This is a genomic window from Thalassobacillus pellis (genome assembly GCF_016908295.1).
Taxonomy (GTDB): domain Bacteria; phylum Bacillota; class Bacilli; order Bacillales; family Halobacillaceae; genus Thalassobacillus; species Thalassobacillus pellis.
This window is the reverse complement of sequence record NZ_JAFBDO010000007.1, coordinates 63,018-84,185: the sequence shown is the minus strand read 5'-3', so window position 1 is coordinate 84,185 and position 21,168 is coordinate 63,018. Positions and strand designations below refer to the sequence as shown.

Below are 21,168 nucleotides of genomic sequence, written 5' to 3'. Positions count from 1 at the left end.
TCGCACCTTTTCATTATTTACTCCATTATATACCTTATTGGGACGTTTGAAAAACAGGAGGGTTATTGAACGTACTCCTTAGCGTAGTTAAGAGCTTCGTCTATCTTTGATACATCCTTGCCTCCTGCCTGAGCCATGTCCGGACGGCCTCCTCCGCCGCCTCCGCATCTGTTCGCTGCACCTTTTATGAGGTTTCCTGCATGATAACCTTGTTCAACAAGGTCCTTGGAAACTCCTGCGATCAATTGCACTTTTTCCCCTTTAGGTGCGGCTAAAAGAATAATTCCTGAAGCCAATTTCTGTTTCAATTCATCAAGCATGTTCCGAAGGGCATTGCTGTCTTTTACATCAACCTTCTTAGCTAAGACTTTGATTCCATTCACTTCTTCTACTTCCTCCAGAATAGAGCTTGCTTCCATATTGGACAATTTACTTGTCAATGATTCATTTTCTCTTTGAAGAGATTTCAATTCCTGGTGCAGGACATCAATACGCTCTGGGACTTGGTCCTGTTTGGTTTTCAACCGGGCAGCTGCTTCACTCAGTAATGCCTGCTTTTCATTCATGAATGAATAGGCTGCTTTGGCAGTGACAGCTTCCATTCTTCTAGTTCCTGCACCGATGCCTGCTTCAGAAACAATTTTAAATAAACCAATTTCAGCAGTATTGTGAACATGACACCCTCCGCATAGTTCTAAACTGTAATCGCCAACCTGCACAATGCGCACTTCATCACCATACTTTTCTCCGAATAAAGCCATAACTCCTTTGTCTTTCGCTTCCTGCAGCGAACTGTATTCTACAGCAACAGGTATGGACTTCCATATTTTATCGTTAACAATTGCCTCGATTTTATTGATTTCTTCTTCGGAGACAGATCCAAAATGAGAAAAGTCAAAACGCAGCCTATCTGGAGCTACCAGGGAACCTGCCTGATTTACATGATCTCCAAGTACATCCTTTAAGGCCTGATGGAGCAGGTGTGTTGCTGTGTGGTTTTTTACGATGAACGTACGTGAACCAGGGTCAACGTTGGCTGTAACAGCATCCCCTTTGTACAGCGTACCTTTTTTCACAGTAGCTTCATGCATGTTCTGGCCATTTGGCGCTTTTTGTACATTGGTTACTTCAATCTCTACATGGTCATTATGAATGATTCCCGTATCGGCAACCTGACCGCCGCTTTCTGCATAAAATGGTGTCTTGTCCAGGAATAGATATACGACTTCCCCTGCCTCTGCAGATGAGGCAAATGCTTTATCCTTAATCAATTCAACAATTTTCGCCTCGGAAGTAAGCCTATCATAACCAACAAATGTACTGTCAGCGTGAACTTCGCCTAATACACCTTCCTGTACCTGCATCGACCCTGATTTTTGACGAGCACTTCTGGCACGGTTCCTTTGTTTTTCCATTTCTGCTTCAAAACCAGCTTCGTCAATCGTGAAACCCGCTTCTTCTACGTATTCCTCCGTAAGTTCCTTTGGAAAACCATACGTATCATATAGGCGGAACACTTCTTGCCCTGGGAAGACACTGCTGCCCTTTGCAGTTTCCAGTTTAATGATATCGGATAAAATGGCTAATCCATCATTCAAGGTTTCATGAAAACGTTCTTCCTCGGTCTTGATAACATTCTTGATAAATCCTTGCTTCTCCGTCAACTCCGGATAAAAATCAGCCATAATAACAGCGACCTGTGGAACTAGCTTGAACATGAACGGTTCATCAATTCCAATTTGCTTCGCATAACGGACTGCCCTGCGGAGCAGGCGTCTAAGAACATACCCTCTGCCCTCATTCGATGGCAATGCTCCATCCCCAATCGCGAAGCTCACCGTACGGATGTGATCGGCAATCACTTTAAAAGCGACATCATAGGCTTCTTTGTCTCCATACTTCACCCCTGTAAGCTTTTCCGTATCCTTAATGATCGGCATAAAAAGATCTGTCTCAAAATTAGTTGGCGTATCCTGTATGACACACACCATCCGTTCCAGTCCCATACCTGTATCAATGTTTTTCTTCGGAAGAGGCGTATAAGTGTCATCAGGGTTATGGTTGAACTGGGAGAAAACGAGGTTCCATATTTCCAGATAACGTTCATTTTCCCCGCCCGGATATAACTCAGGGTCTTCCGGATTATTTCCATAACTTTCTCCACGGTCAAAAAAGATTTCCGTATTGGGACCACTTGGACCTTCCCCGATATCCCAGAAATTTTCCTCCAGCCGAATGATTCGTTCTTCGGGCACGCCAACTTTATCTCTCCAAATCTCATATGCCTCATCGTCCTCCGGGTGGACGGTAACAGAGAGCTTTTCTGGTTCAAAACCAATCCAATCAGGGCTTGTAAGAAATTCCCATCCCCAAATGATCGCTTCCTCTTTAAAATAATCGCCGATCGAGAAATTGCCCAGCATTTCAAAAAATGTGTGGTGACGAGCAGTCTTCCCTACATTCTCAATATCATTAGTCCGGATTGATTTCTGTGCATTCACAATTCTTGGGTTATCAGGAATTACCCTTCCATCAAAATATTTCTTCAATGTTGCGACACCACTGTTGATCCACAGTAATGACGGATCTTCATGAGGCACCAGGGAAGCACTAGGCTCGATCCGGTGGTTTTTCTCTTTAAAAAAGTCCAGATACATTTGACGGACTTGAGCAGAAGTAAGTTTTTTCATGAATAAATCCTCCTTGATTGGTTTTATGGATTAGAAATACTTGGCTTGTCGCGAAAGCCTTAGTTTTGTTTTTACTTTAATCCTTTAACAAAGTTAACCTTTCTAAAGTATAAAAATCCCGCCCCGGCTCTAATGAGCAGGGACGGGATTCAATTTCCGCGGTACCACCCTGATTATGGATAACTTTCATCCACCACCTTGGACGCGGGTAACGGTGCGCTGCCGGCGGATTTTTACCGCACTCCAGAATAGCTTCTGCAACCCTTCATCCAGGATTCTTCCAGCCATGGAATCCCTCTCTTAAAGAATGGTCTGTTGCATACTCATTTCCTTCTTCATATTCATTAATCTATATTTCAGTTGCTATGCGCTATTATAGAAAACTATTCTTCTACTGTCAATGAAGAGCCCGAGCCTCCCACAGGTGCTCAAGCAGAACCTTCAAACAGGTCAAAACAGGTACAGCAAGTATCATACCAAGAACGCCGGCCACCTCTTCCCCGACTAATAAAGCCAGTATAATCAGAATAGGATGAATATGGATACTTTTACCGACAATATAAGGGGACAATAGATTTCCTTCAAGCATCTGAACAATGATGATTGTAATCAGAACAAACACAACCATTTTCCAGGAAGTGGTCATGGCGATGATAACAGCCGGAATAGCTCCCAGGAGAGGACCGAAATAAGGAATTATGTTAGTGGCTCCTATTACTATACCGAGGAGCAGTGGGTATTTAATGCCAATAATCCAGAATCCGAGAAATGAAAATAAACCCACAAACAGACAAACCAGCAGCTGCCCCCGAATATAACCGCCCAGCGATATACTAATATCCTCAAGCAGATGCTTTCCCTCTGACTGAAAACGCTTGGGCGTCAGTTTTTTACAGACCCCTTTCATTCTATCGAAGTCCTTAAGGAAATAAAATGTAAGCACAGGAATCACGGCCGCGATGATCATTACTTCCACCATATTGCTCAAACTTGCTAACAGCATTGTAATTCGCTCATTGGCCCATGCTTCCATGCTTATTAATATCTCACTCAGCTGATCATGAAAACCTTCTGGAAAATCTGAAGTTCTTTGATAGATTCCATTAATAAAACCTCTGTATGCTTCTGCAAATTCGGGCAGCTGATCATTCAATGCCTTCAACTGGTCGATCATCCTGGGCAGTCCTTTATAGATAGCGAAGCCTGCCGCTGCAAAGAATGTTGAAAATATCACCAGAATTGCTGCCCATCGCGGCATGGATGCTTCGTGCAGTTTTTCTACAATAGGATGTAAGAGAAATGCAATGAAACCCGAAATCAAAAAAGGGATCATGATTCTCCAAAGTCCCAGAAGCATGCCATTATAGTAGGGAAACAGCTTGGCCAATAGAAACAGACATAAGAGAACGAAAATCAGGAGTACGATTTTGTATAAGGCACGCCGGATTTTATCCTCCATGACTATTCTGCTTCCTGATAAAAGAGATCATTCAATGAGCTCAGGCTGCCATCCTCTTCAATCTGATGAACATTCAATCTTCCTTTTTCATAAGAAAGTTCAATGAAGCAATTCCAGCAATAGTACTGATTGGTTCCTATTTTTCCAATATCTTTACGTTGGCAATTTGGGCAAATCAAGGTGAAAACTCCTTTTTAAATGTGACTCGAAAGTAAGTGAAGATAGACTCCTTTTCGAGAAGCACGCTTTTAGCTGGTATATTGCCCAACAATTCCCAATCATATACATTTATGATAAAAAGCAGTGTGATCAACTAACGGCGCATCCTTTGTCATGGATACGCCGTGTTGAAAAGCTACATAAAATCATAAGGGGAGAGTGCTTCCTCTTCTTCTTCTTCTGAATAAAAAGGTGTTTCCTCTGCGGAAAGCTTTTCTTGGAGGCGAGTATAACGTCGATTAGTATCTTCTGTATTGACTCCTTCCAAGAAAGCGTGTTTATCTCCGCATATAATCAATGATTGTTTACTTCTGGTTATGGCTGTATAAAGCAGGTTTTTTCGTAGCATTCTTTTGTAGCTTCTTGCTACGGGAAGAATAACTATTGCAAATTCCGAGCCTTGGGATTTATGAATCGAAGTACAATAAGCAAGGGCAATATTACTTAGATCTTTCTTGGGGTAAACAACTTCTTTGCCATCAAAATCTATGACTACCTGCTCTACTTGATCGACATTTTCATCTTCACGGAAAATCGTTACTATTTCGCCGATATCTCCATTGAATACACCCTCCTCAGGCTGGTTGACAAGCTGAATCACTTTATCCCCACTACGGTAAACCCAGTCTTTATACGTGATACTGCGCTTTTGTTTACTTGGAGGATTCACAAGTTCCTGGATAGCCTCATTCAGTCGATGAATCCCGATCTGGGTCCGATACATCGGGGCGAGTACCTGGATTTCCCTGCGTTCAATTCCCTTATCGATCGCTTTTTTTACGATTTTGGTAACTAGGTCCAATAGTTGATGTTCTCTGGCATCGATAAAGGTAAAGTCTTTTTCTTTACGCAAGGAGGATGTGGAGCATTGATTATTCTTTATTTCATGAGCGAGCTGAATAATGCGAGAACCTTCCTTTTGCCGATAGACCTCATTCAATTGGACAGCAGGAAGCTTGCCTGAAGCGAGCATATCCGCCAATACCTGGCCGGGCCCGACGGATGGGAGTTGATCCTCATCTCCAACAAGCAGCACCTGCATGGAGGACGGAACCGCACGGACAAGTTGATTAGCCAGCCATATATCTACCATAGAAAATTCATCTACAATTAACACTTTTCCTTTGAGCTGGTTATTCTGATTTTTTTCAAAAGAATCCTTTCCATCCCAGCCGAGCAGCCGATGGATCGTCATAGCCGGTATGCCGGTAGATTCATTCATCCGTTTTGCAGCACGGCCTGTTGGAGCGGTCAAAATGAACGGGAAAGGCTCGTCCTGATCATAATCTTCATTCTTAAGCGACAAATCATTCAACTCGGCATAAGCCCGCAAAATCCCTTTAATGACAGTCGTTTTTCCTGTTCCTGGGCCACCGGTTAAGATCATTACTTTTGAATGGAGCGCCTTTTCAATCGATCGGAACTGATCCTCTCCATAGCTAAGTGATTCTTCCTCTTCTATGGTGCCAATGATTTTAAGCAGCTCCGCCTGTGTATATTCTTTTTCGATGGGCTCTCTCATAATACGTTCCAATTGGTAGCAGAAACCGTTTTCTGCGAAGTATAAAGAAGGCAGGTAGACACGATCCTCCTCCATCCGGACGATTCCTTCCTCCCCCATACGAATCAATTGCTCGGACAGCTGTTCAAAAGTGACCCATTGCTTTTTTCCATTCAACAGTCGTTCTACCTGATCCAGAATTTCTTCCGTAGGCAGGTAGACATGTCCCGACTGAAAGCTTTGCTGAAGGATGTATAAACAAGCTGCCCGGATTCTTGTAGGATGGTCAAGAGGCACATTGTTCGTCTGGGCAACCTCATCCGCTCGCTGGAAACCGAACCCCTCGACGTAAAAGACTAGCTGATAAGGGTCTTCCTGGAGAATTTTCATTGCCTCATCTTTAAAAACTTCATAAATTTTCTGGGCCATTTTAAGACCTAATCCATATTTGGATACATGGATAACAACATGCTCAAAGCCTTGATGCTCCTTAAGCGCTTCATAAAGTCTATCTCCGGTCTGTTTTTTTAACCCGGGTACCTTCGTTAATACTGTTTTATCATTCAAGATGGCGGATACCGCTTGGGAACCCAAATGCTGATAGATTTTTTCTGCCGTTTTTTTACCAATGCCTTGAAAGAGGTCACTTGAGAGATATGCAATCAAACCATCTTTTGTGTCCGGCAATACTCGCTTATAAAAATGTACCTGATACTGTTTTCCGAATTTCGGATGATGCTGCATATCTCCCTGAAATAGATAGCTTTCTCCTTCTTCCAAAGGTGAAAAATATCCTTTAACAACAAGCTCTTTTTCCTCAATCTTTTCATTCGTGTCGGAAACCCGGATGGAAGCTATGGAAAAATGCTCCGTATCATTATGGAAAATCATCCGATTCAATGTTCCTTTGATATAACCTTCTTCTTCGGGATGAACGTGATCATACTCTTTTTCCATTGCTCCCAGGGTTCCCCCTTTCTATCGTTTGTCCTGAGTTTCATTAAGCAAGGCTTCCACTTGTTTCTTGCCGTTTGCAGCCAGCATATGATCCGGCTGAAGCTCCAGTGCCTTTTCAAAGGTTTCCAAAGCTCTTTCCGCATTATCTTTATATAATGCGATAACCCCTAAATTATAGTAAGCATCACTGTGATTTTGTTCCAATTGTAGCACATCGTTCATTGTTTGTTCAGCTTGTTCTAACTCACCACTCTGAGCAAGACAAAGCCCATATTGAAATTGGATATCCACATCTTCAGGTGCAAGTTCTGCCGCTGTCATTAAATAAGGAAGCGCCAATTTGTGGTGTTCTTGATGGACGAAAGTCATTCCAAGCATGAAATGGACATCCGCTTCCTGTAACCCTTCTTGGACGGCATGTAGAAAATGCTCCTGAGCTTTTGAATAATTTTCTTGCTCATAATAGGTGTTGCCTAGTCCGTAGAATGCAGTGGCTGCGTGTTCGTCCTTTTCTAATGCCCTCATAAAGAATCGTTCCGCCCGTTCAAAATCTTTCATATGCAGTAACAGGTTACCGAAATTTATATAACCAAGTGGTTCATCAGGGTTTTCTTCTATTGCTTCTGTGAACCATTTTGCTGCTTCTTCAAGATTTTGTTTTTTCATTTCTTCTATACCTTTGGTAAGTTTATCCATTGTCTCTCCTCCCATTTTTCTTAACTTATTACTGTTTGAAACAGAAAAAGTCATGCCCCGTAAACGCTAGACATGACTTCCCTGAGCGGCAATTTTTATCCTACAAAAGATACGAACTGATTGTTCTTGATTACTTCGTCAATCGTAGCTCCCCCGAGGCAGACCTCTCCATCATAAAATACGACAGCCTGTCCTGGAGTAATTGCTCTCTGCGGATTATCAAACACTACTTTTAGTCTGCCATCCTCTGACGGGTGTACCATAACTCCGCTGTCATTCTGGCGATAACGGAATTTCGCTGTACATTTCAAAGGTTCTGTCGGTGGATCCATGCTGATCCAATTGACCTGCGAAGCAGTCAGACCATCAGAATATAAAGCATCATGATGGTAGCCTTGACCGACATACAAAACGTTATCTTCAAGATTTTTTCCTACAACAAACCATGGATCGCCTGCTCCTCCAATCCCGAGTCCTTGCCGTTGCCCTAATGTGTAATACATCAAACCATCATGCTTCCCCTTCACTTCTCCGTCAAGTGTCTGCATTTCACCAGGCTGGGCGGGCAGGTATTCGCTGAGAAAATCCTTGAAGTTCCTTTCCCCGATAAAACAAATTCCTGTGCTATCTTTTTTAGAAGCTGTAGCCAGTCCATGTTCCATTGCTATTTCCCGAACTTCCTTTTTCTCGAGATGTCCCAGTGGAAACATCACCTGCGATAGTACATCCTGTGATAACTGGTTCAAGAAATACGTCTGGTCTTTATTGTTATCAATTCCACGGAGCATCTCAAATTTACCATCTGTTTCTCTGACCTGTGCATAGTGTCCTGTTGCCAGATAATCTGCCCCAAGAGATATAGCATGGTCAAGAAAAGCCTTGAATTTTATTTCTTTATTACACATGACGTCCGGGTTAGGCGTCCTGCCGGATTTATATTCATCGAGAAAGTAAGTGAATACCTTTTCCCAATACTGCTTTTCAAAATTAACCGCATAATACGGAATATCCAGCTGGTTGCACACCCGGATGACATCCTCATAGTCTTCCGTTGCGGTACACACACCGAATTCATCGGTATCATCCCAATTCTTCATAAAAATACCAACTACATCATACCCCTGCTCTTTCAAGAGCAATGCTGCTACGGAGGAATCTACTCCGCCGCTCATACCGACTACGACACGGATATCTTTCGGGTCTTTCATACTATCACCTTTTTCTTTTCGTAGTTACCTCTTGAGTCTGTTGACGATTTTACAAACATTTTCAGCTGCTTCCTTTACATTTGCTTCATTGTTTGCAAGACCGAAACTGAAGCGAATCGAATTATAAACACGCTCATCTTCCGAGCCATACATCGCAGACAGGACGTGTGACGGCTCCACGGAACCTGCCGTACATGCACTTCCGCTGGAAGCAGCCACTCCTGCAAGGTCAAAATTCGTCAATAATGCTTCGACATTCGTCCCTGTGAAACTAATATTAATGATCGTATCAACCGATTTTTCCGGGTCACCATTGATGGAGAACTCTATTTCTTCTTTTCTTAAAATATCGAGAAAAATATTTTTGTATAAACGATAAGCGTCTTGCCGATCCTCTTTTTCCTGCATCACCATTTGGACAGCTGCCTCGAAACCTTTGACTCCCGGCAGATTTTCTGTGCCCGGACGCCTCTTCCGTTCTTGTTCTCCCCCATGATGCAGAGTCTCAAGTATGGTGCCTTCCTTAGCGTATAAGAAACCTACACCTTTGGGGCCATTTATCTTGTGGGCAGACACAGCAAGCAGATCGACTTGTAACTCGTTTACATCTATTGGCATTGTTCCAAACGCCTGGACAGCGTCGGTGTGAAAATAAGCCTGATGGCTGGAAACTATTTCCCCTATCTCAGGGATGGGCTGGATTACCCCTGTTTCATTGTTTACCATCATCACGGATACAACAATCGTTTCTTCTGTCAAAGCATCAGCTACATCCTCGGCTGTTATTCTTCCGTTTACGTCTGGTTCCAGGTAAGTGACAATGAAGCCTTCCTTCTTCAACTGTTCAGCCGCATGTAGAACTGCATGATGTTCTATAGCCGTTGTAATAATATGGTTTCCCTTTTCTCTGTTCGCCCGCGCTGCGCCAATGATGGCCATATTGTCTGCTTCTGTGCCACTGCCCGTAAAAATGACTTCTTTCTCGTTACAGTGGATGCTGTCTGCCATTGTACGCCGAGCCTCGTCCAGAATCCTTCTTGCCTTCCTTCCAAATTGATGGACGCTGGAAGGATTCCCAAACACCTCTTGATAAACGGGAACCATCGCTTCTATTACCTGAGGATGAACTGGAGTAGTCGCGGCATGATCAAGATAAATATTAGTCATTATACATCACTTCCAACTTTCTTATATATAGAACATATACGCATCTTGCGTCTGGTCATCCACGTGATCTTTCAAATCTTCCAATGTGGTGGTATCTAAAACCTCTTTAACTGCATCTCTGACCCTTTTCCAAAGCGCCTGTTTAGCAGGTTCTTCATCCTCGATTCCTTCTACTGGGGTGATTGGTCCTTCAAGGACGCGAATAACATCACCGGCTGTGATCTCGTGTGGTGCTTTCGTCAGCATATATCCGCCATACGCACCCCGGACACTTTTCACCAGACTTGCATTTCTGAGCGGAGCAACCAATTGCTCCAGATAATGCTCAGAAAGCCCTTTTTCCCTCGCTATCTGTTTCAGGGAAATAGGCCCTTCTCCATACCTTTTCGCAAGTTCGATCATAATTGTTAATCCATAACGGCCTTTAGTAGATATTTTCATTCAATTCACCCTTTATTATTAAAAAATCACTGATTTATTATAAAATGACAATGCATAATTAAAACAAAAAAAGACCGGCAGACATTTATCCTACGCCTGCCCTTCCCTCTATTCGGGGCATTTCACCACTGCTTCTCTACTATTATAACATTCGATATTATAGCATGAATGGGCTGCTCTTGCATTCCTCATAAATTGTGGCTAAGCTTAGATACATAATCCTGGACAAAGGGGATCTACGAATGAAACAACAACCTCTCGCATTTCGAATGCGGCCAACAGACATAGATGGAATAATCGGCCAAAAGCATCTGGTATCAGAAGGGAAGACCATTCGTCGGATGGTGGAAGCTAATCGGCTTGCCTCCATGATATTATTCGGCCCTCCGGGTACTGGAAAAACATCAATGGCCATGGCACTAGCTAAAAGCCTGCGTCTCCCTTTCAAGACGCTGAACGCTGTAACTGATAAAAAAAAGGATATGGAAATTGCAGTTGAAGAAGCAAAAATGCACGGCAGGCTCGTCCTTATACTAGATGAAGTCCATCGACTGGATAAGGGAAAACAGGATTTTTTACTCCCGCATTTAGAGAGCAACTTGCTCACATTGATTGGTTGTACCACAAGCAATCCATATCACTCCATCAATCCGGCCATCAGAAGCAGGTGTCATTTATTTGAACTGTATCGATTGACGGCTGAAGACATTGAGGATGCATTGAGGAGCGCCATGGAAGACGATAAGGAAGGGCTTGGGGAACTTCAGCTGGATATTACGAAAGATGCGTTAAAACATTTTTCCCAATCGGCTAACGGAGACTTAAGGGCAGCATTAAATGGACTTGAACTCGCAGCTTATTCTACCCCTGCTGACCAGGCTGGCGTCATACGTATTGAATTAGAGACAGCAGAAGAATGTATGCAGAAGAAAAGTTTTTCCCATGATAAGAATGGAGATGCTCACTATGATGTCCTTTCCGCGTTTCAAAAGTCGATTCGGGGAAGTGATATCAATGCAGCACTCCATTACCTTGGACGCCTTATTGAAGCAGGAGACCTTGACAGCATTGCAAGACGAATGATCGTCATCGCATATGAAGATATCGGGCTGGCCAACCCTCAAGCCGGCCCTAGGGCAATTGCTGCTGTCGAAGCAGCAGAGCGACTGGGGTTTCCAGAAGCAAGAATCCCCCTATCTGTAGCGGTATCGGAATTGGCGCTTTCACCTAAATCCAACAGTGCTTATAAGGCACTTGATGAGGCTCTCATGGATATACGGAAAGGCAATAGCGGGGATGTTCCTGTACATTTAAAAGATTCCCACTATAAAGGAGCAGAAAAGCTTGGGAGGGGAATAGATTATAAATATCCCCACAATTATGAGAATGCCTGGGTAGATCAACAATATCTCCCTGATCAAATCAACCAAAAACAGTATTACAAGCCATTATCAACAGGCAAATTCGAGCAGGCAATGAAGCAAGTCTATGAAAAAATAAATCAAAAAAAGACAAAATAATTTTCACCTTGTATATTTCCTATTTTTATTGGTCAGAATATGGATAAAAATAACAAACTAGTTTTTAAAACTACTAGATATGACCTTTAAGAATAGGAGTGAATTTAAATGACAAAAGTAAGACAAGATGCTTGGTCTCATGAGGATGATTTATTATTGGCAGAAACAGTTCTTCGTCATATCCGCGAAGGCAGCACCCAATTAAAAGCCTTCGATGAAGTCGGAGACGCGCTAAACAGAACATCAGCTGCCTGTGGGTTCCGATGGAATGCAGAAGTACGGCAGAAGTATGATCAGGCTATTGAAATTGCAAAGAAGCAAAGGAAAGAAAAGAAACGGGCAGAAGCTGCAGAAGAACCGAAGAAACAAACCAAGAAAGCTTATTTCCCAAAAACAGAACCAACTTTCTCCCACAATTCTTATTCGACTACTGCCACCGATTTTTCGGCAGGTAAAGAGGAAGAAGTTAAGCAAGATTTAGATCTTCAGAGAGTTATTCAATACCTTCATCAGCTGCAATCGAGTATGACCTCCAATTCGAACGAATTGACGAAACTGGATAAGTTTGCAGAGGAGAATGAACGCCTCAAGCAGGAAAACGAACGTCTGGAAAAACAGTATGTCAAACTGCAAAACCAGCTGGTAACTATGAAGGAAGACTATCAAGTGCTTATCCAAATCATGGATAGAGCCCGTAAAATGATTGTGTTTGATGAGGATGGGAACCCTACAAAACCACAATTTCGCATGGAGCGAAACGGTAATCTCGAACAAGTCGCAAGATAAACAAAATAAACATTACAGATTAAAAGTAGAAACGCCTTCCTTACCCCGACCAGCTTAAGTCCTTGCCGCGGCGTTCCCTGTCATAAAGAGGAAAGCATAAGACTTGGAAGGGATAACACGTCCATAAAAATATCTATACTTTTTCTAACCAATAAAAAGACCTTGAGGATAGCCCCAAGGTCTTTTTTATGTATTTCCAATCCCAATCGTGCCGTTGTTTCATGAGTTTTGAACCCGCTCCTAGCAGGTGGGTGCCCTGCTTTCTGCTTCATGCTTCCCCAGCTTACGAGGCATGCACTCCACACAAAAACTCCAGGCTCCCTAAACTTCAATGTTCGGTCAAAACGTACATTAGAACAACGTACACATCAGGATTGGTTCATTTACTTTGTATTAAAATAATAGCATACGGAAGTAGGAATTTCAATAATTATTGTAACAAGATCTGCCATATTATTGTTACATTTCCATTACGTTCCTTCTTCTTCCCCTGCTTTCTTATCCACAGTTTTGAGATGTAATTCTTCCATCTGAGCTTTGCTCACACCACCTGGGGCCTCGGTGAGCAGACAGGAGGCAGAAGCAGTTTTTGGGAATAGAATCGTATCACGCAAGTTGTTGCGGCCGGCGAGCAGCATAACGATCCGATCCAATCCTAACGCAATACCTCCATGCGGTGGAGCACCATATTCCAAAGCTTCAAGCAAGAACCCGAACTGGTCCTGAGCCTCTTCTTCAGAGAATCCCAGTACTTTAAACATCTTTTCCTGTATTTCTTTCCGGTGAATACGTAATGATCCCCCACCTAATTCATAACCATTCAACACAAGGTCATATGCTTCCGCATGCACATGTCCCGGGTCAGTTTCAAGCATTTCCAATTCCTCTTCCACAGGCATAGTAAAAGGATGGTGGGCTGCAAAATAGCGGCCTGCTTCTTCGTCATACTCGAAAAGTGGCCAATCTGTCACCCATAAGAAATTAAATTTACTTTCATCAATCAGTTCAAGCTCCTTGCCAAGTTTTAACCTTAACGATCCAAGGCTTTCCTGTACTACAGATATTTTATCTGCAACAAAAAGCAGCAAGTCCCCTTCTTTGATTTCCAATGCATCTACAAGTCCGTTTGCTTCTTCTTCACTGATAAACTTAGCAATCGGACCGTTTAAGTCATTGTCTTTCCCAGCTTTGAGCCAAGCCAATCCTTTTGCCCCATATCCTTTCACAAATTCTGTAAGCTTATCAATATCTTTTCTTGAAAAACTATCCGCTTTGCCAGTGACATTGATGGCGCTCACCTGACCACCAGAGGCTACTGCTCCACTGAATACTTGGAACCCAGATTCCTTCACAAGTTCGGAAATATTGACAAGCTCCATACCAAAGCGCGTATCCGGTTTATCTGACCCATAACGTTCCATGGCCTCTTCATATCTCATTCGCGGGAGCGGTAATGGAAGTTCAATTCCTTTAACCTCCTTCATTACCTGCTGCATCATCCGTTCCGTCATGTCCATGATCTCTTCCTTGGACAGGAAGGAAGTTTCGATATCGATCTGGGTAAATTCAGGCTGTCTGTCAGCGCGAAGATCTTCATCACGGAAACAGCGGGCGATTTGATAATATTTCTCAAAACCGGACAACATCAGAAGCTGCTTGAACAGCTGTGGCGACTGAGGTAAAGCGTAAAACTCACCAGGGTGTACACGACTTGGTACCAGATAATCCCTTGCTCCCTCGGGAGTGCTCTTTGTCAGCATCGGTGTTTCCATCTCTAGATATCCATCTTCATTCAAGAAATTACGAACGACCTGATTGGTCTTGTGCCGAAGTTGGAAAGTTTCCTGCATCGGTTTTCTCCGAAGATCCAAATAACGGTACTTCAAACGAAGCTCTTCTGCAACATCCGTTTCATCTTCCAGCATGAAAGGAGGGTTCTTGGATTTATTCAAAATCACTACTTTCTCCGCTTGTACTTCAATGGAACCTGTTGCCAGATTTTCGTTGATGGTATCCTCACTCCTGCTGAGTACTTTACCGTGAATTTCCAGGACATACTCATTCCGGACCTGCTCAGCTGTTTCTAACGATTCTCTCGAAACCTCCGGATTGAATACGACCTGAACAATACCAGAGCGGTCACGCAGATCGATGAATATCAAACCACCGAGGTCTCTGCGCTTTTGCACCCAACCTTTTAATACAACTTGGTTTCCAATATGCTCTTCCCGTAAAAGACCGCCGTGATGTCTCTCCATTTTATTTTCCTCCTAGTTCCTTCTTTAGGTAACTGACCAGTTCATCAAGTGATACTTCTATTTGTTCACCAGTGGTCATTTTTTTTACATTAGCTTTATTTTCAGCCAATTCCTGTTCACCCAGCACTATTACATATTTTGCTTTTAGACGGTCCGCCGATTTAAATTGAGCTTTCAGCTTTCGGTCTAAATAATCCTTATCCACTTGGATGCCATTTTTTCTTAGCAGGTACGCCAATCGTACTGTTTCTGTTTTTGCTTCGTCCCCCATCGCTACAAAATAACAATCCAGGGTGTCATCGATTGGAAGCTGAATACCTTCCGCCTCCAGGGCCATTAATAGGCGTTCAATACTCATGGCGAACCCGATGCCAGGCGTTTCTGGCCCACCCATTTCCTCGACAAGACCATTGTACCTTCCACCGCCGCTCAATGTGGTGATGGCTCCAAACCCTTCAGCATCACTCATGATCTCAAATGCCGTGTGGTTGTAATAGTCAAGACCGCGCACAAGGTTTTTATCAACCACATAATCAATTCCCATCGTGTCCAGATAGACTTTCACTTTATTAAAATAATTTCGGGAATAATCGTTCAAATAGTCAAGAACTGATGGTGCAGATTCCATTGCCGGGTGATCCCTGTCTTTCTTGCAGTCAAGAACACGAAGTGGATTTTTATCGAGACGGGTTTGGCAGTCTTGACAAAGTTCTGTCCGATATGGTGCAAAGTGGGCAATCAGTGCCTCCCTGTGTTGCTGCCTGCTTTCATTATCTCCAAGACTGTTGATTACAAGCTTAAGCGACTTTAACCCAAGTTCCTGATAACTGTTCAATGCTAATGCAAGTACTTCAGCATCAATAGCGGGGTCAGCACTGCCGAGTGCCTCAATCCCAAACTGGTAAAATTGCCGCATTCTGCCTTGCTGCGGACGTTCATAGCGGAACATTGGTCCGATATAGAAATATTTCGTGGGCTGGGAAGGCTGCCCGAATACCTTATTTTGGACAAACGACCTGACAACAGAGGCTGTTCCCTCTGGCCGGAGTGTCAGACTCCTGTCGCCACGATCGGTAAATGTGTACATTTCCTTTTGGACTATATCTGTGGTATCCCCTACACTTCGCTGGAACAACTCCGTCTGCTCAAAGATAGGTGTGCGGATTTCTTTATAGTTATATCTCTTGCAAAGTTCCATTAAGGTACTTTCAACATATTGCCATTGCTCTGAATTTCCTGGAAGAATATCCTGCGTGCCTCTTGGGCCTTTTATGTTCATGATCAACTTCCTCCTCTGTATTTTTGGAAGGGATTGGCAGTTACATACAAAAAACTCCCGTCCCTTATGTATAAGGGACGGGAGTTACCCGCGTTGCCACCCTGGTTGAAACAGGCTTTCACCGTGTTTCCGCTCCATACAGTTAACGCCTGCATACGTCTGTACCTACTAGGTTGTTCGATACAGAACCTAAAGAATGTCTTTCATCAGGGCACATGGAGAAATGCTTTCAGCCTAGTGGCATTTCTTCTCTGTCCATATGGGAATCTGACTACTTTTTCCCTCATCGGTTTTTACGACTCTTTTTTGAATTGATTATTATCATATGACGCGAAGAAGGCAAAGTCAAGTGTCTGATTTCATTTATAGTACTTTTGCAAGAAAAAAAGTGATCAAAAAAAGGTATTTCTTATATTTTGTCGAAATGGTAAAATTAAGCACGAATAACGAACAAAAAGGAGGCAGGGATAATTGGTCTTAAGGCTGCATCAGTTACTTGGCATCCTTTTTCTGACAATCCTTGGTGTAACTGCATTCACCACTTCCGCATACGCGGACGACGCAATTGTGAACGTAGACACCCTCAATGTCAGAGAAGGTCCGGGAACACACTATGACCGGATTGGTCAAGTACATAGGAGTGAATCCTATCATATCGTTGACGAAAAACAGAATTGGGTGAAAATCCAGTGGAACACCCGCACCGCCTGGGTAGCAAAATGGCTGGTACAGGTTAAACAGTCAGAGATGATTAAATCCGACTACAACTACCTAAGAATTCGTACCGAGCCAAATACAAACTCAAAAATCCTTTCACATCTGATGAAAGGGGATCAGGCCAAAGTCGTTTCCCAGAAAGGGGATTGGCTCAAAATCAACAGGAACGGACTCAATGGGTGGGTTCATGGTGATTACACAAGTACGATCTCTCAAAACACCAGTGAACAATCACAACCAACACACGCAAGCTATAGTGGGACCGTGATTGTGGATGTACCAGTGCTAAATGTAAGAAACAGTGGTTCACTAAGTGGAAAAGTAATCGACCAGGTACATAGTGGAGATGAACTTAGATACTTAGAAAAACAAAACGACTGGTACCAGGTCAAGTTATCAGATGGTGATACCGGCTGGATTGCAGGCTGGTTAACGAAGAAAGCTGACAGCCAGACAGGAAGCACCAGTCAATATGTTGTTTTGAACTATGATGGGACAAACCTGAGAAGCGGTCCATCGACCAGCTATTCTATTTTAGACAGGGCTCATAAAGGTGATAGATTCAGAGTTTTAGCTAAAGAAGGCAGCTGGTATAAAATCCAAAATGGATCTGATACCGCTTATGTCGCGGGATGGATTGTCACACCAAGCAATGGGTCTTCTACTCCTGCAAAAGGAAAACTTTCTAACAAGATAATAATACTTGATGCCGGGCATGGCGGAAGAGACAGCGGTGCTATAGGCGCAAGAGGTTCTTATGAGAAACACATTACCCTGGATACCGCGTTTCGCGTGAAAGCGTATCTGAAGGCTGCAGGGGCAAAAGTTATTATGACGCGAAGTAATGATACATACGTTTCATTATTTGGCAGAACTTCCTTGTCAAACAGTTCTAATGCTGATGTATTTATCAGTTTACACTATAATAGCTTCCCGCCCTCCCCAAGTGCAAGAGGACTTAATACATTTTATGCCGAAAGCGGGGACAGGAGTCTGGCAGCGAATCTACAGCGGGGTCTTGTACGAGCTACCGGTTTAAGAGACCGCGGTGCAAAGCAAAGCGACTACCATGTTATCCGCAATAATAACAAGCCGGCTGTACTGCTTGAACTGGGATTCCTTTCAAATACGAAAGAAGAACAACTGGTCAAGACATCTTCCTATCAGAATCAAGTTGCAGAAGGCATTGTAAACGGACTTAATAATTATTTTAAGTAACTAGTCATCATACAATCATGGAGTACTTATAAAAGGGACTGTCTCAAAAGTCTATAATAGACTCCCTTGAGGCGTCCTTTTTTTCGATGAAAAAAGTTGTTTGGGTTAATGGTTGGGTAAATACACAATTATGGTAAATGATATTTCACCTTGTGCCCCTTGTCTATGACGTGCCAAATAAAAAAATCCAGCGGAGATTATGTTCTTCTCCACTGGATTTTTTATTTGAAATAATATTTAGAGCTATCTTTCCTTACTATCTAAAATCAAGGTCACAGGGCCTACATTGTTCAGCTTTACGTCCATCATTTCACCAAATGCACCCTCAGCAAGAATAACGCCTTCATCCTCAACTAAACGGTTAAAAGTTTCATAAAGCTCTTTGGCTTTATCTGGTTTGGCTGCTGCCATAAAATTCGGCCTGCGTCCTTTCCTGGTATCCCCATATAAAGTAAACTGAGATATACTCAGCAGTTTACCTTTGGTGTCTTTCAAACTGAGGTTCATTTTCCCTGCTTCATCTTCAAAAATACGCAGGTTCAAAATCTTGTTGACAAGATACTTTGCATCCTCTGCCGTATCTTCATGAGTGACGCCTAATAAGACAACAATCCCAAAATCGATTTCCCCAGTTGTTCGGCCTTCCACGGTTACGGAAGCATTTTCTGCACGTTGTATGACTGCTTTCATAAACAAGAACTCCTTACTGCATCATTCTTCTTACGGTATATACTTCTGGTATCTGCTTTATTCTATCTACTATTTTCCTCAAATGATTGATATTTTGAATCAAAATCGTAATGTTGATTGTAGCCATCTTATTTCGATCCGACTTCCCTGAAACAGCAGTAATATTCGTTTTTGTTTCATTTACTGCCTGAAGGACTTCATTCAATAACCCACGTCTGTCATAACCAGATATTTCTAAATCAACATGGTATTGTTTGGAATCAGTCCCCATGCCTTCCCATTCGACGGGAAGAAGCCTTGTTTCAGCCTCTTCTGTCTGTACATTAGGGCAGTCCGTACGATGAACAGACACCCCTCTGCCTTTCGTGATATACCCGATGATATCGTCACCTGGTACGGGATTACAACACTTGGAGAGCCTTACAAGGAGGTTGTCAACTCCTTTGACTTTCACGCCTGAATCTCTTCTGCCTGAAGGCTTGGATTTGACTTCTGTATTCACTTCTTCCAAGGTTTCTTGAAGATTTTGTTCTTTTTCTTTTTGCTTGCGTATTTTTTCTGTCAGTCTTGTAGCAATTTGTGCTGCCGTAATTCCTTGATAACCAACAGCAGCAAACATATCTTCTTCCGTACTGAAATTGAATTTTTCCGATACTCGGTCGAGATTTTCTGCTGTGAGAACTTCCTTAGGTGGAAGGTCCATCGCCTTGATTTCTTTTTCGACCAGCTCTTTGCCTTTTAATATATTTTCTTCTCTGCGCTGCTTTTTGAAAAATTGTTTGATTTTATTTTTCGCCTGAGAAGTTTGTGCAAGCTTGATCCAATCCTTGGAAGGCCCATAAGAATGCTTGGAGGTCATCATCTCAACAATATCTCCAGTTTTAAGCTTGTAATCAAGCGGCTCCATCTTGCCATTAACTTTCGCGCCAATAGTATGGTTGCCAACTTCCGTATGGATTCGATAGGCAAAGTCAACAGGAACAGAGCCTGATGGAAGCTCGATAACGTCACCTTTTGGGGTGAATACATATACCATATCCGAAAATAGGTCGACCTTAAGAGATTCCATGAATTCTTCAGCATCATGTGTCTCATTCTGCCATTCCAGTATCTCCCTGAACCACGTCAGTTTTTCCTCAAAGGACTGTTTGGTCGGATTCACTTGTCCGCCTTCTTTATAAGCCCAATGGGCTGCGATACCGTATTCAGCTATTTCATGCATTTCGTGCGTTCTTATCTGTACCTCCAAAGGGTCACCCTTGGGCCCGATAACAGTAGTGTGGAGTGACTGATACAGATTTGGTTTTGGCATGGCAATATAATCCTTGAACCTTCCAGGCATCGGTTTCCAACAGGTATGGATGATGCCGAGTACTGCATAACAATCCTTTATGTTATTGACGGTAACCCGTACCGCCAGTAAATCATAAATTTCATTGAACTGCTTGTTCTGAAGGACCATTTTGCGATAGATACTGTAGAGGTGCTTGGGCCGGCCGGATATTTCCGCATCTATATTGACTTCATCTAGCCTTTCCTCAATTTCTTTCATTACGTCTTCGATATAATACTCCCGCTCATTCCGCTTTTGTTTCATCAAATGGACTATGCGGTAATACTGCTGAGGGTTTAAATAACGAAGGGCAGTATCTTCCAACTCCCATTTAATTGTTGAAATACCTAAGCGGTGCGCTAAAGGTGCAAATATTTCAAGGGTTTCATTCGAAATCCGTCTCTGTTTCTCCGGCGGGAGATGTTTCAATGTACGCATATTATGAAGGCGGTCCGCAAGTTTGATAAGAATAACGCGGATATCTTTAGCCATAGCTACAAACATTTTTCTATGATTTTCTGCCTGCTGGGCTTCCTTCGATTTGTACTTGATTTTTCCTAGCTTGGTGACACCGTCGACAAGCATAGCTACTTCCTTGTTAAAGGCTTGTTCGATCGCTTCTATGGAGAAATCTGTATCTTCTACCACATCATGAAGAAAACCACCAGCGATAGTTTCCGGGTCCATTTCCAGGTTGACTAGTATGCCCGCCACCTGAATCGGGTGGATGATGTATGGTTCTCCTGATTTTCGATATTGATCTTTATGAGCGTTTTCGGCAAATTCGTAAGCATGACGAATAAAGTCAGTATCTTCCTGGCTTAAATACTGACTTGCACCGTTTATCACTTCTTCTGCGCTCAGAATTTTGTCTTTCGACATCTAATCACCCTGGTTTCTTTCCTCATGTACCTTTATCTATTGAGGTAGTTGTTTTTCATTATCAAAAAAAGATCGGAAAATGTAAAGGGAAACATGCTGCTTTCCAATACCTGCCGTACTCTTCAAAAAGTGTAAACAAGGAGTACC

15 protein-coding genes, 1 other RNA gene and 2 other annotated features are annotated in these 21,168 nt (G+C 42.9%); of the genes, 3 read left to right on the top strand and 13 right to left on the bottom strand.

From position 1 onward, the window contains the following. Positions 1 to 62: 62 nt before the first annotated feature. The 8 genes from alaS to cymR all read right to left on the bottom strand — a co-directional run bounded on the left by alaS (position 63) and on the right by cymR (position 10,338). Positions 63 to 2,690: an alanine--tRNA ligase gene (alaS, locus tag JOC33_RS17600; protein ID WP_205093858.1), complete on the bottom strand. Its 2,628-nt coding sequence runs from the start codon at positions 2,688 to 2,690 to the stop codon at positions 63 to 65. 135 nt (positions 2,691 to 2,825) lie between these two features. After that, positions 2,826 to 3,035 (bottom strand) — a binding site (T-box leader). Between the two features lie 52 nt (positions 3,036 to 3,087). Continuing rightward, a complete protein-coding gene (locus tag JOC33_RS17595) occupies positions 3,088 to 4,149 on the bottom strand; it encodes an AI-2E family transporter (protein WP_205093857.1) in 1,062 nt (353 codons plus the stop codon). A gap of 2 nt (positions 4,150 to 4,151) precedes the next feature. Continuing rightward, positions 4,152 to 4,328: a hypothetical protein gene (locus JOC33_RS17590; RefSeq protein WP_205093856.1), complete on the bottom strand. Its 177-nt coding sequence runs from the start codon at positions 4,326 to 4,328 to the stop codon at positions 4,152 to 4,154. A 176-nt stretch (positions 4,329 to 4,504) separates the two neighbouring features. Continuing rightward, the gene (gene recD2, locus JOC33_RS17585; RefSeq protein WP_205093855.1) at positions 4,505 to 6,826 is read right to left on the bottom strand and encodes an SF1B family DNA helicase RecD2; all 2,322 of its coding nucleotides are present in this window, start codon (positions 6,824 to 6,826) and stop codon (positions 4,505 to 4,507) included. 21 nt (positions 6,827 to 6,847) lie between these two features. Then, positions 6,848 to 7,522 carry a tetratricopeptide repeat protein gene (locus tag JOC33_RS17580; protein ID WP_205093854.1) on the bottom strand — a complete coding sequence of 225 codons (675 nt, stop codon included), beginning with the start codon at positions 7,520 to 7,522 and terminating at the stop codon, positions 6,848 to 6,850. 95 nt (positions 7,523 to 7,617) lie between these two features. Beyond that, positions 7,618 to 8,730 carry a tRNA 2-thiouridine(34) synthase MnmA gene (gene mnmA / locus JOC33_RS17575; protein ID WP_205093853.1) on the bottom strand — a complete coding sequence of 371 codons (1,113 nt, stop codon included), beginning with the start codon at positions 8,728 to 8,730 and terminating at the stop codon, positions 7,618 to 7,620. Between the two features lie 24 nt (positions 8,731 to 8,754). Further along, the gene (locus JOC33_RS17570; protein WP_205093852.1) at positions 8,755 to 9,897 is read right to left on the bottom strand and encodes a cysteine desulfurase family protein; all 1,143 of its coding nucleotides are present in this window, start codon (positions 9,895 to 9,897) and stop codon (positions 8,755 to 8,757) included. Positions 9,898 to 9,918: 21 nt separating this feature from the next. Continuing rightward, on the bottom strand, positions 9,919 to 10,338 hold the full coding sequence (gene cymR, locus JOC33_RS17565; RefSeq protein WP_205093851.1) for a cysteine metabolism transcriptional regulator CymR: 420 nt from the start codon (positions 10,336 to 10,338) through the stop codon (positions 9,919 to 9,921). A 242-nt stretch (positions 10,339 to 10,580) separates the two neighbouring features. On the opposite strand from cymR, the gene JOC33_RS17560 reads away from it, so the two are divergent. Beyond that, positions 10,581 to 11,858 carry a replication-associated recombination protein A gene (locus JOC33_RS17560; protein WP_205093850.1) on the top strand — a complete coding sequence of 426 codons (1,278 nt, stop codon included), beginning with the start codon at positions 10,581 to 10,583 and terminating at the stop codon, positions 11,856 to 11,858. Between the two features lie 108 nt (positions 11,859 to 11,966). Beyond that, positions 11,967 to 12,644, top strand: a complete 678-nt coding sequence (locus tag JOC33_RS17555) for an RsfA family transcriptional regulator (protein WP_205093849.1) — start codon at positions 11,967 to 11,969, stop codon at positions 12,642 to 12,644. Between the two features lie 195 nt (positions 12,645 to 12,839). Here JOC33_RS17555 and ssrS read toward each other — a convergent pair. The 3 genes from ssrS to hisS form a co-directional block, all read right to left on the bottom strand. Then, a non-coding RNA gene (gene ssrS / locus JOC33_RS17550) (6S RNA) lies at positions 12,840 to 13,022 on the bottom strand. Between the two features lie 92 nt (positions 13,023 to 13,114). Next, a complete protein-coding gene (aspS, locus tag JOC33_RS17545) occupies positions 13,115 to 14,902 on the bottom strand; it encodes an aspartate--tRNA ligase (protein WP_205093848.1) in 1,788 nt (595 codons plus the stop codon). A 1-nt stretch (position 14,903) separates the two neighbouring features. After that, positions 14,904 to 16,181 (bottom strand): histidine--tRNA ligase, encoded by a 1,278-nt coding sequence (gene hisS / locus JOC33_RS17540; protein ID WP_205093847.1) that lies wholly within the window; start codon positions 16,179 to 16,181, stop codon positions 14,904 to 14,906. Between the two features lie 70 nt (positions 16,182 to 16,251). Further along, positions 16,252 to 16,477: a binding site (T-box leader), on the bottom strand. Positions 16,478 to 16,652: 175 nt separating this feature from the next. On the opposite strand from hisS, the gene JOC33_RS17535 reads away from it, so the two are divergent. Then, positions 16,653 to 18,116 carry an N-acetylmuramoyl-L-alanine amidase family protein gene (locus JOC33_RS17535; protein WP_205093846.1) on the top strand — a complete coding sequence of 488 codons (1,464 nt, stop codon included), beginning with the start codon at positions 16,653 to 16,655 and terminating at the stop codon, positions 18,114 to 18,116. 243 nt (positions 18,117 to 18,359) lie between these two features. Here JOC33_RS17535 and dtd read toward each other — a convergent pair whose 3' ends face one another. Both dtd and JOC33_RS17525 read right to left on the bottom strand, forming a co-directional pair. After that, on the bottom strand, positions 18,360 to 18,806 hold the full coding sequence (gene dtd, locus JOC33_RS17530) for a D-aminoacyl-tRNA deacylase (protein WP_205093845.1): 447 nt from the start codon (positions 18,804 to 18,806) through the stop codon (positions 18,360 to 18,362). A gap of 13 nt (positions 18,807 to 18,819) precedes the next feature. Then, positions 18,820 to 21,021 carry a RelA/SpoT family protein gene (locus tag JOC33_RS17525; protein WP_205093844.1) on the bottom strand — a complete coding sequence of 734 codons (2,202 nt, stop codon included), beginning with the start codon at positions 21,019 to 21,021 and terminating at the stop codon, positions 18,820 to 18,822. Between the last annotated feature and the right edge of the window lie 147 nt (positions 21,022 to 21,168).

Coding starts and splice junctions, on each gene's coding strand:
- recD2 (WP_205093855.1), bottom strand. CDS start 6,826: ATGGAAAAAGAGTATGATCACGTTCATCCCGAAGAAGAAGGTTATATC.
- JOC33_RS17580 (WP_205093854.1), bottom strand. CDS start 7,522: ATGGATAAACTTACCAAAGGTATAGAAGAAATGAAAAAACAAAATCTT.
- aspS (WP_205093848.1), bottom strand. CDS start 14,902: ATGGAGAGACATCACGGCGGTCTTTTACGGGAAGAGCATATTGGAAAC.
- JOC33_RS17595 (WP_205093857.1), bottom strand. CDS start 4,149: ATGGAGGATAAAATCCGGCGTGCCTTATACAAAATCGTACTCCTGATT.
- JOC33_RS17560 (WP_205093850.1), top strand. CDS start 10,581: ATGAAACAACAACCTCTCGCATTTCGAATGCGGCCAACAGACATAGAT.
- dtd (WP_205093845.1), bottom strand. CDS start 18,806: ATGAAAGCAGTCATACAACGTGCAGAAAATGCTTCCGTAACCGTGGAA.
- JOC33_RS17555 (WP_205093849.1), top strand. CDS start 11,967: ATGACAAAAGTAAGACAAGATGCTTGGTCTCATGAGGATGATTTATTA.
- JOC33_RS17570 (WP_205093852.1), bottom strand. CDS start 9,897: ATGACTAATATTTATCTTGATCATGCCGCGACTACTCCAGTTCATCCT.
- cymR (WP_205093851.1), bottom strand. CDS start 10,338: ATGAAAATATCTACTAAAGGCCGTTATGGATTAACAATTATGATCGAA.
- mnmA (WP_205093853.1), bottom strand. CDS start 8,730: ATGAAAGACCCGAAAGATATCCGTGTCGTAGTCGGTATGAGCGGCGGA.
- alaS (WP_205093858.1), bottom strand. CDS start 2,690: ATGAAAAAACTTACTTCTGCTCAAGTCCGTCAAATGTATCTGGACTTT.
- hisS (WP_205093847.1), bottom strand. CDS start 16,181: ATGAACATAAAAGGCCCAAGAGGCACGCAGGATATTCTTCCAGGAAAT.
- JOC33_RS17525 (WP_205093844.1), bottom strand. CDS start 21,021: ATGTCGAAAGACAAAATTCTGAGCGCAGAAGAAGTGATAAACGGTGCA.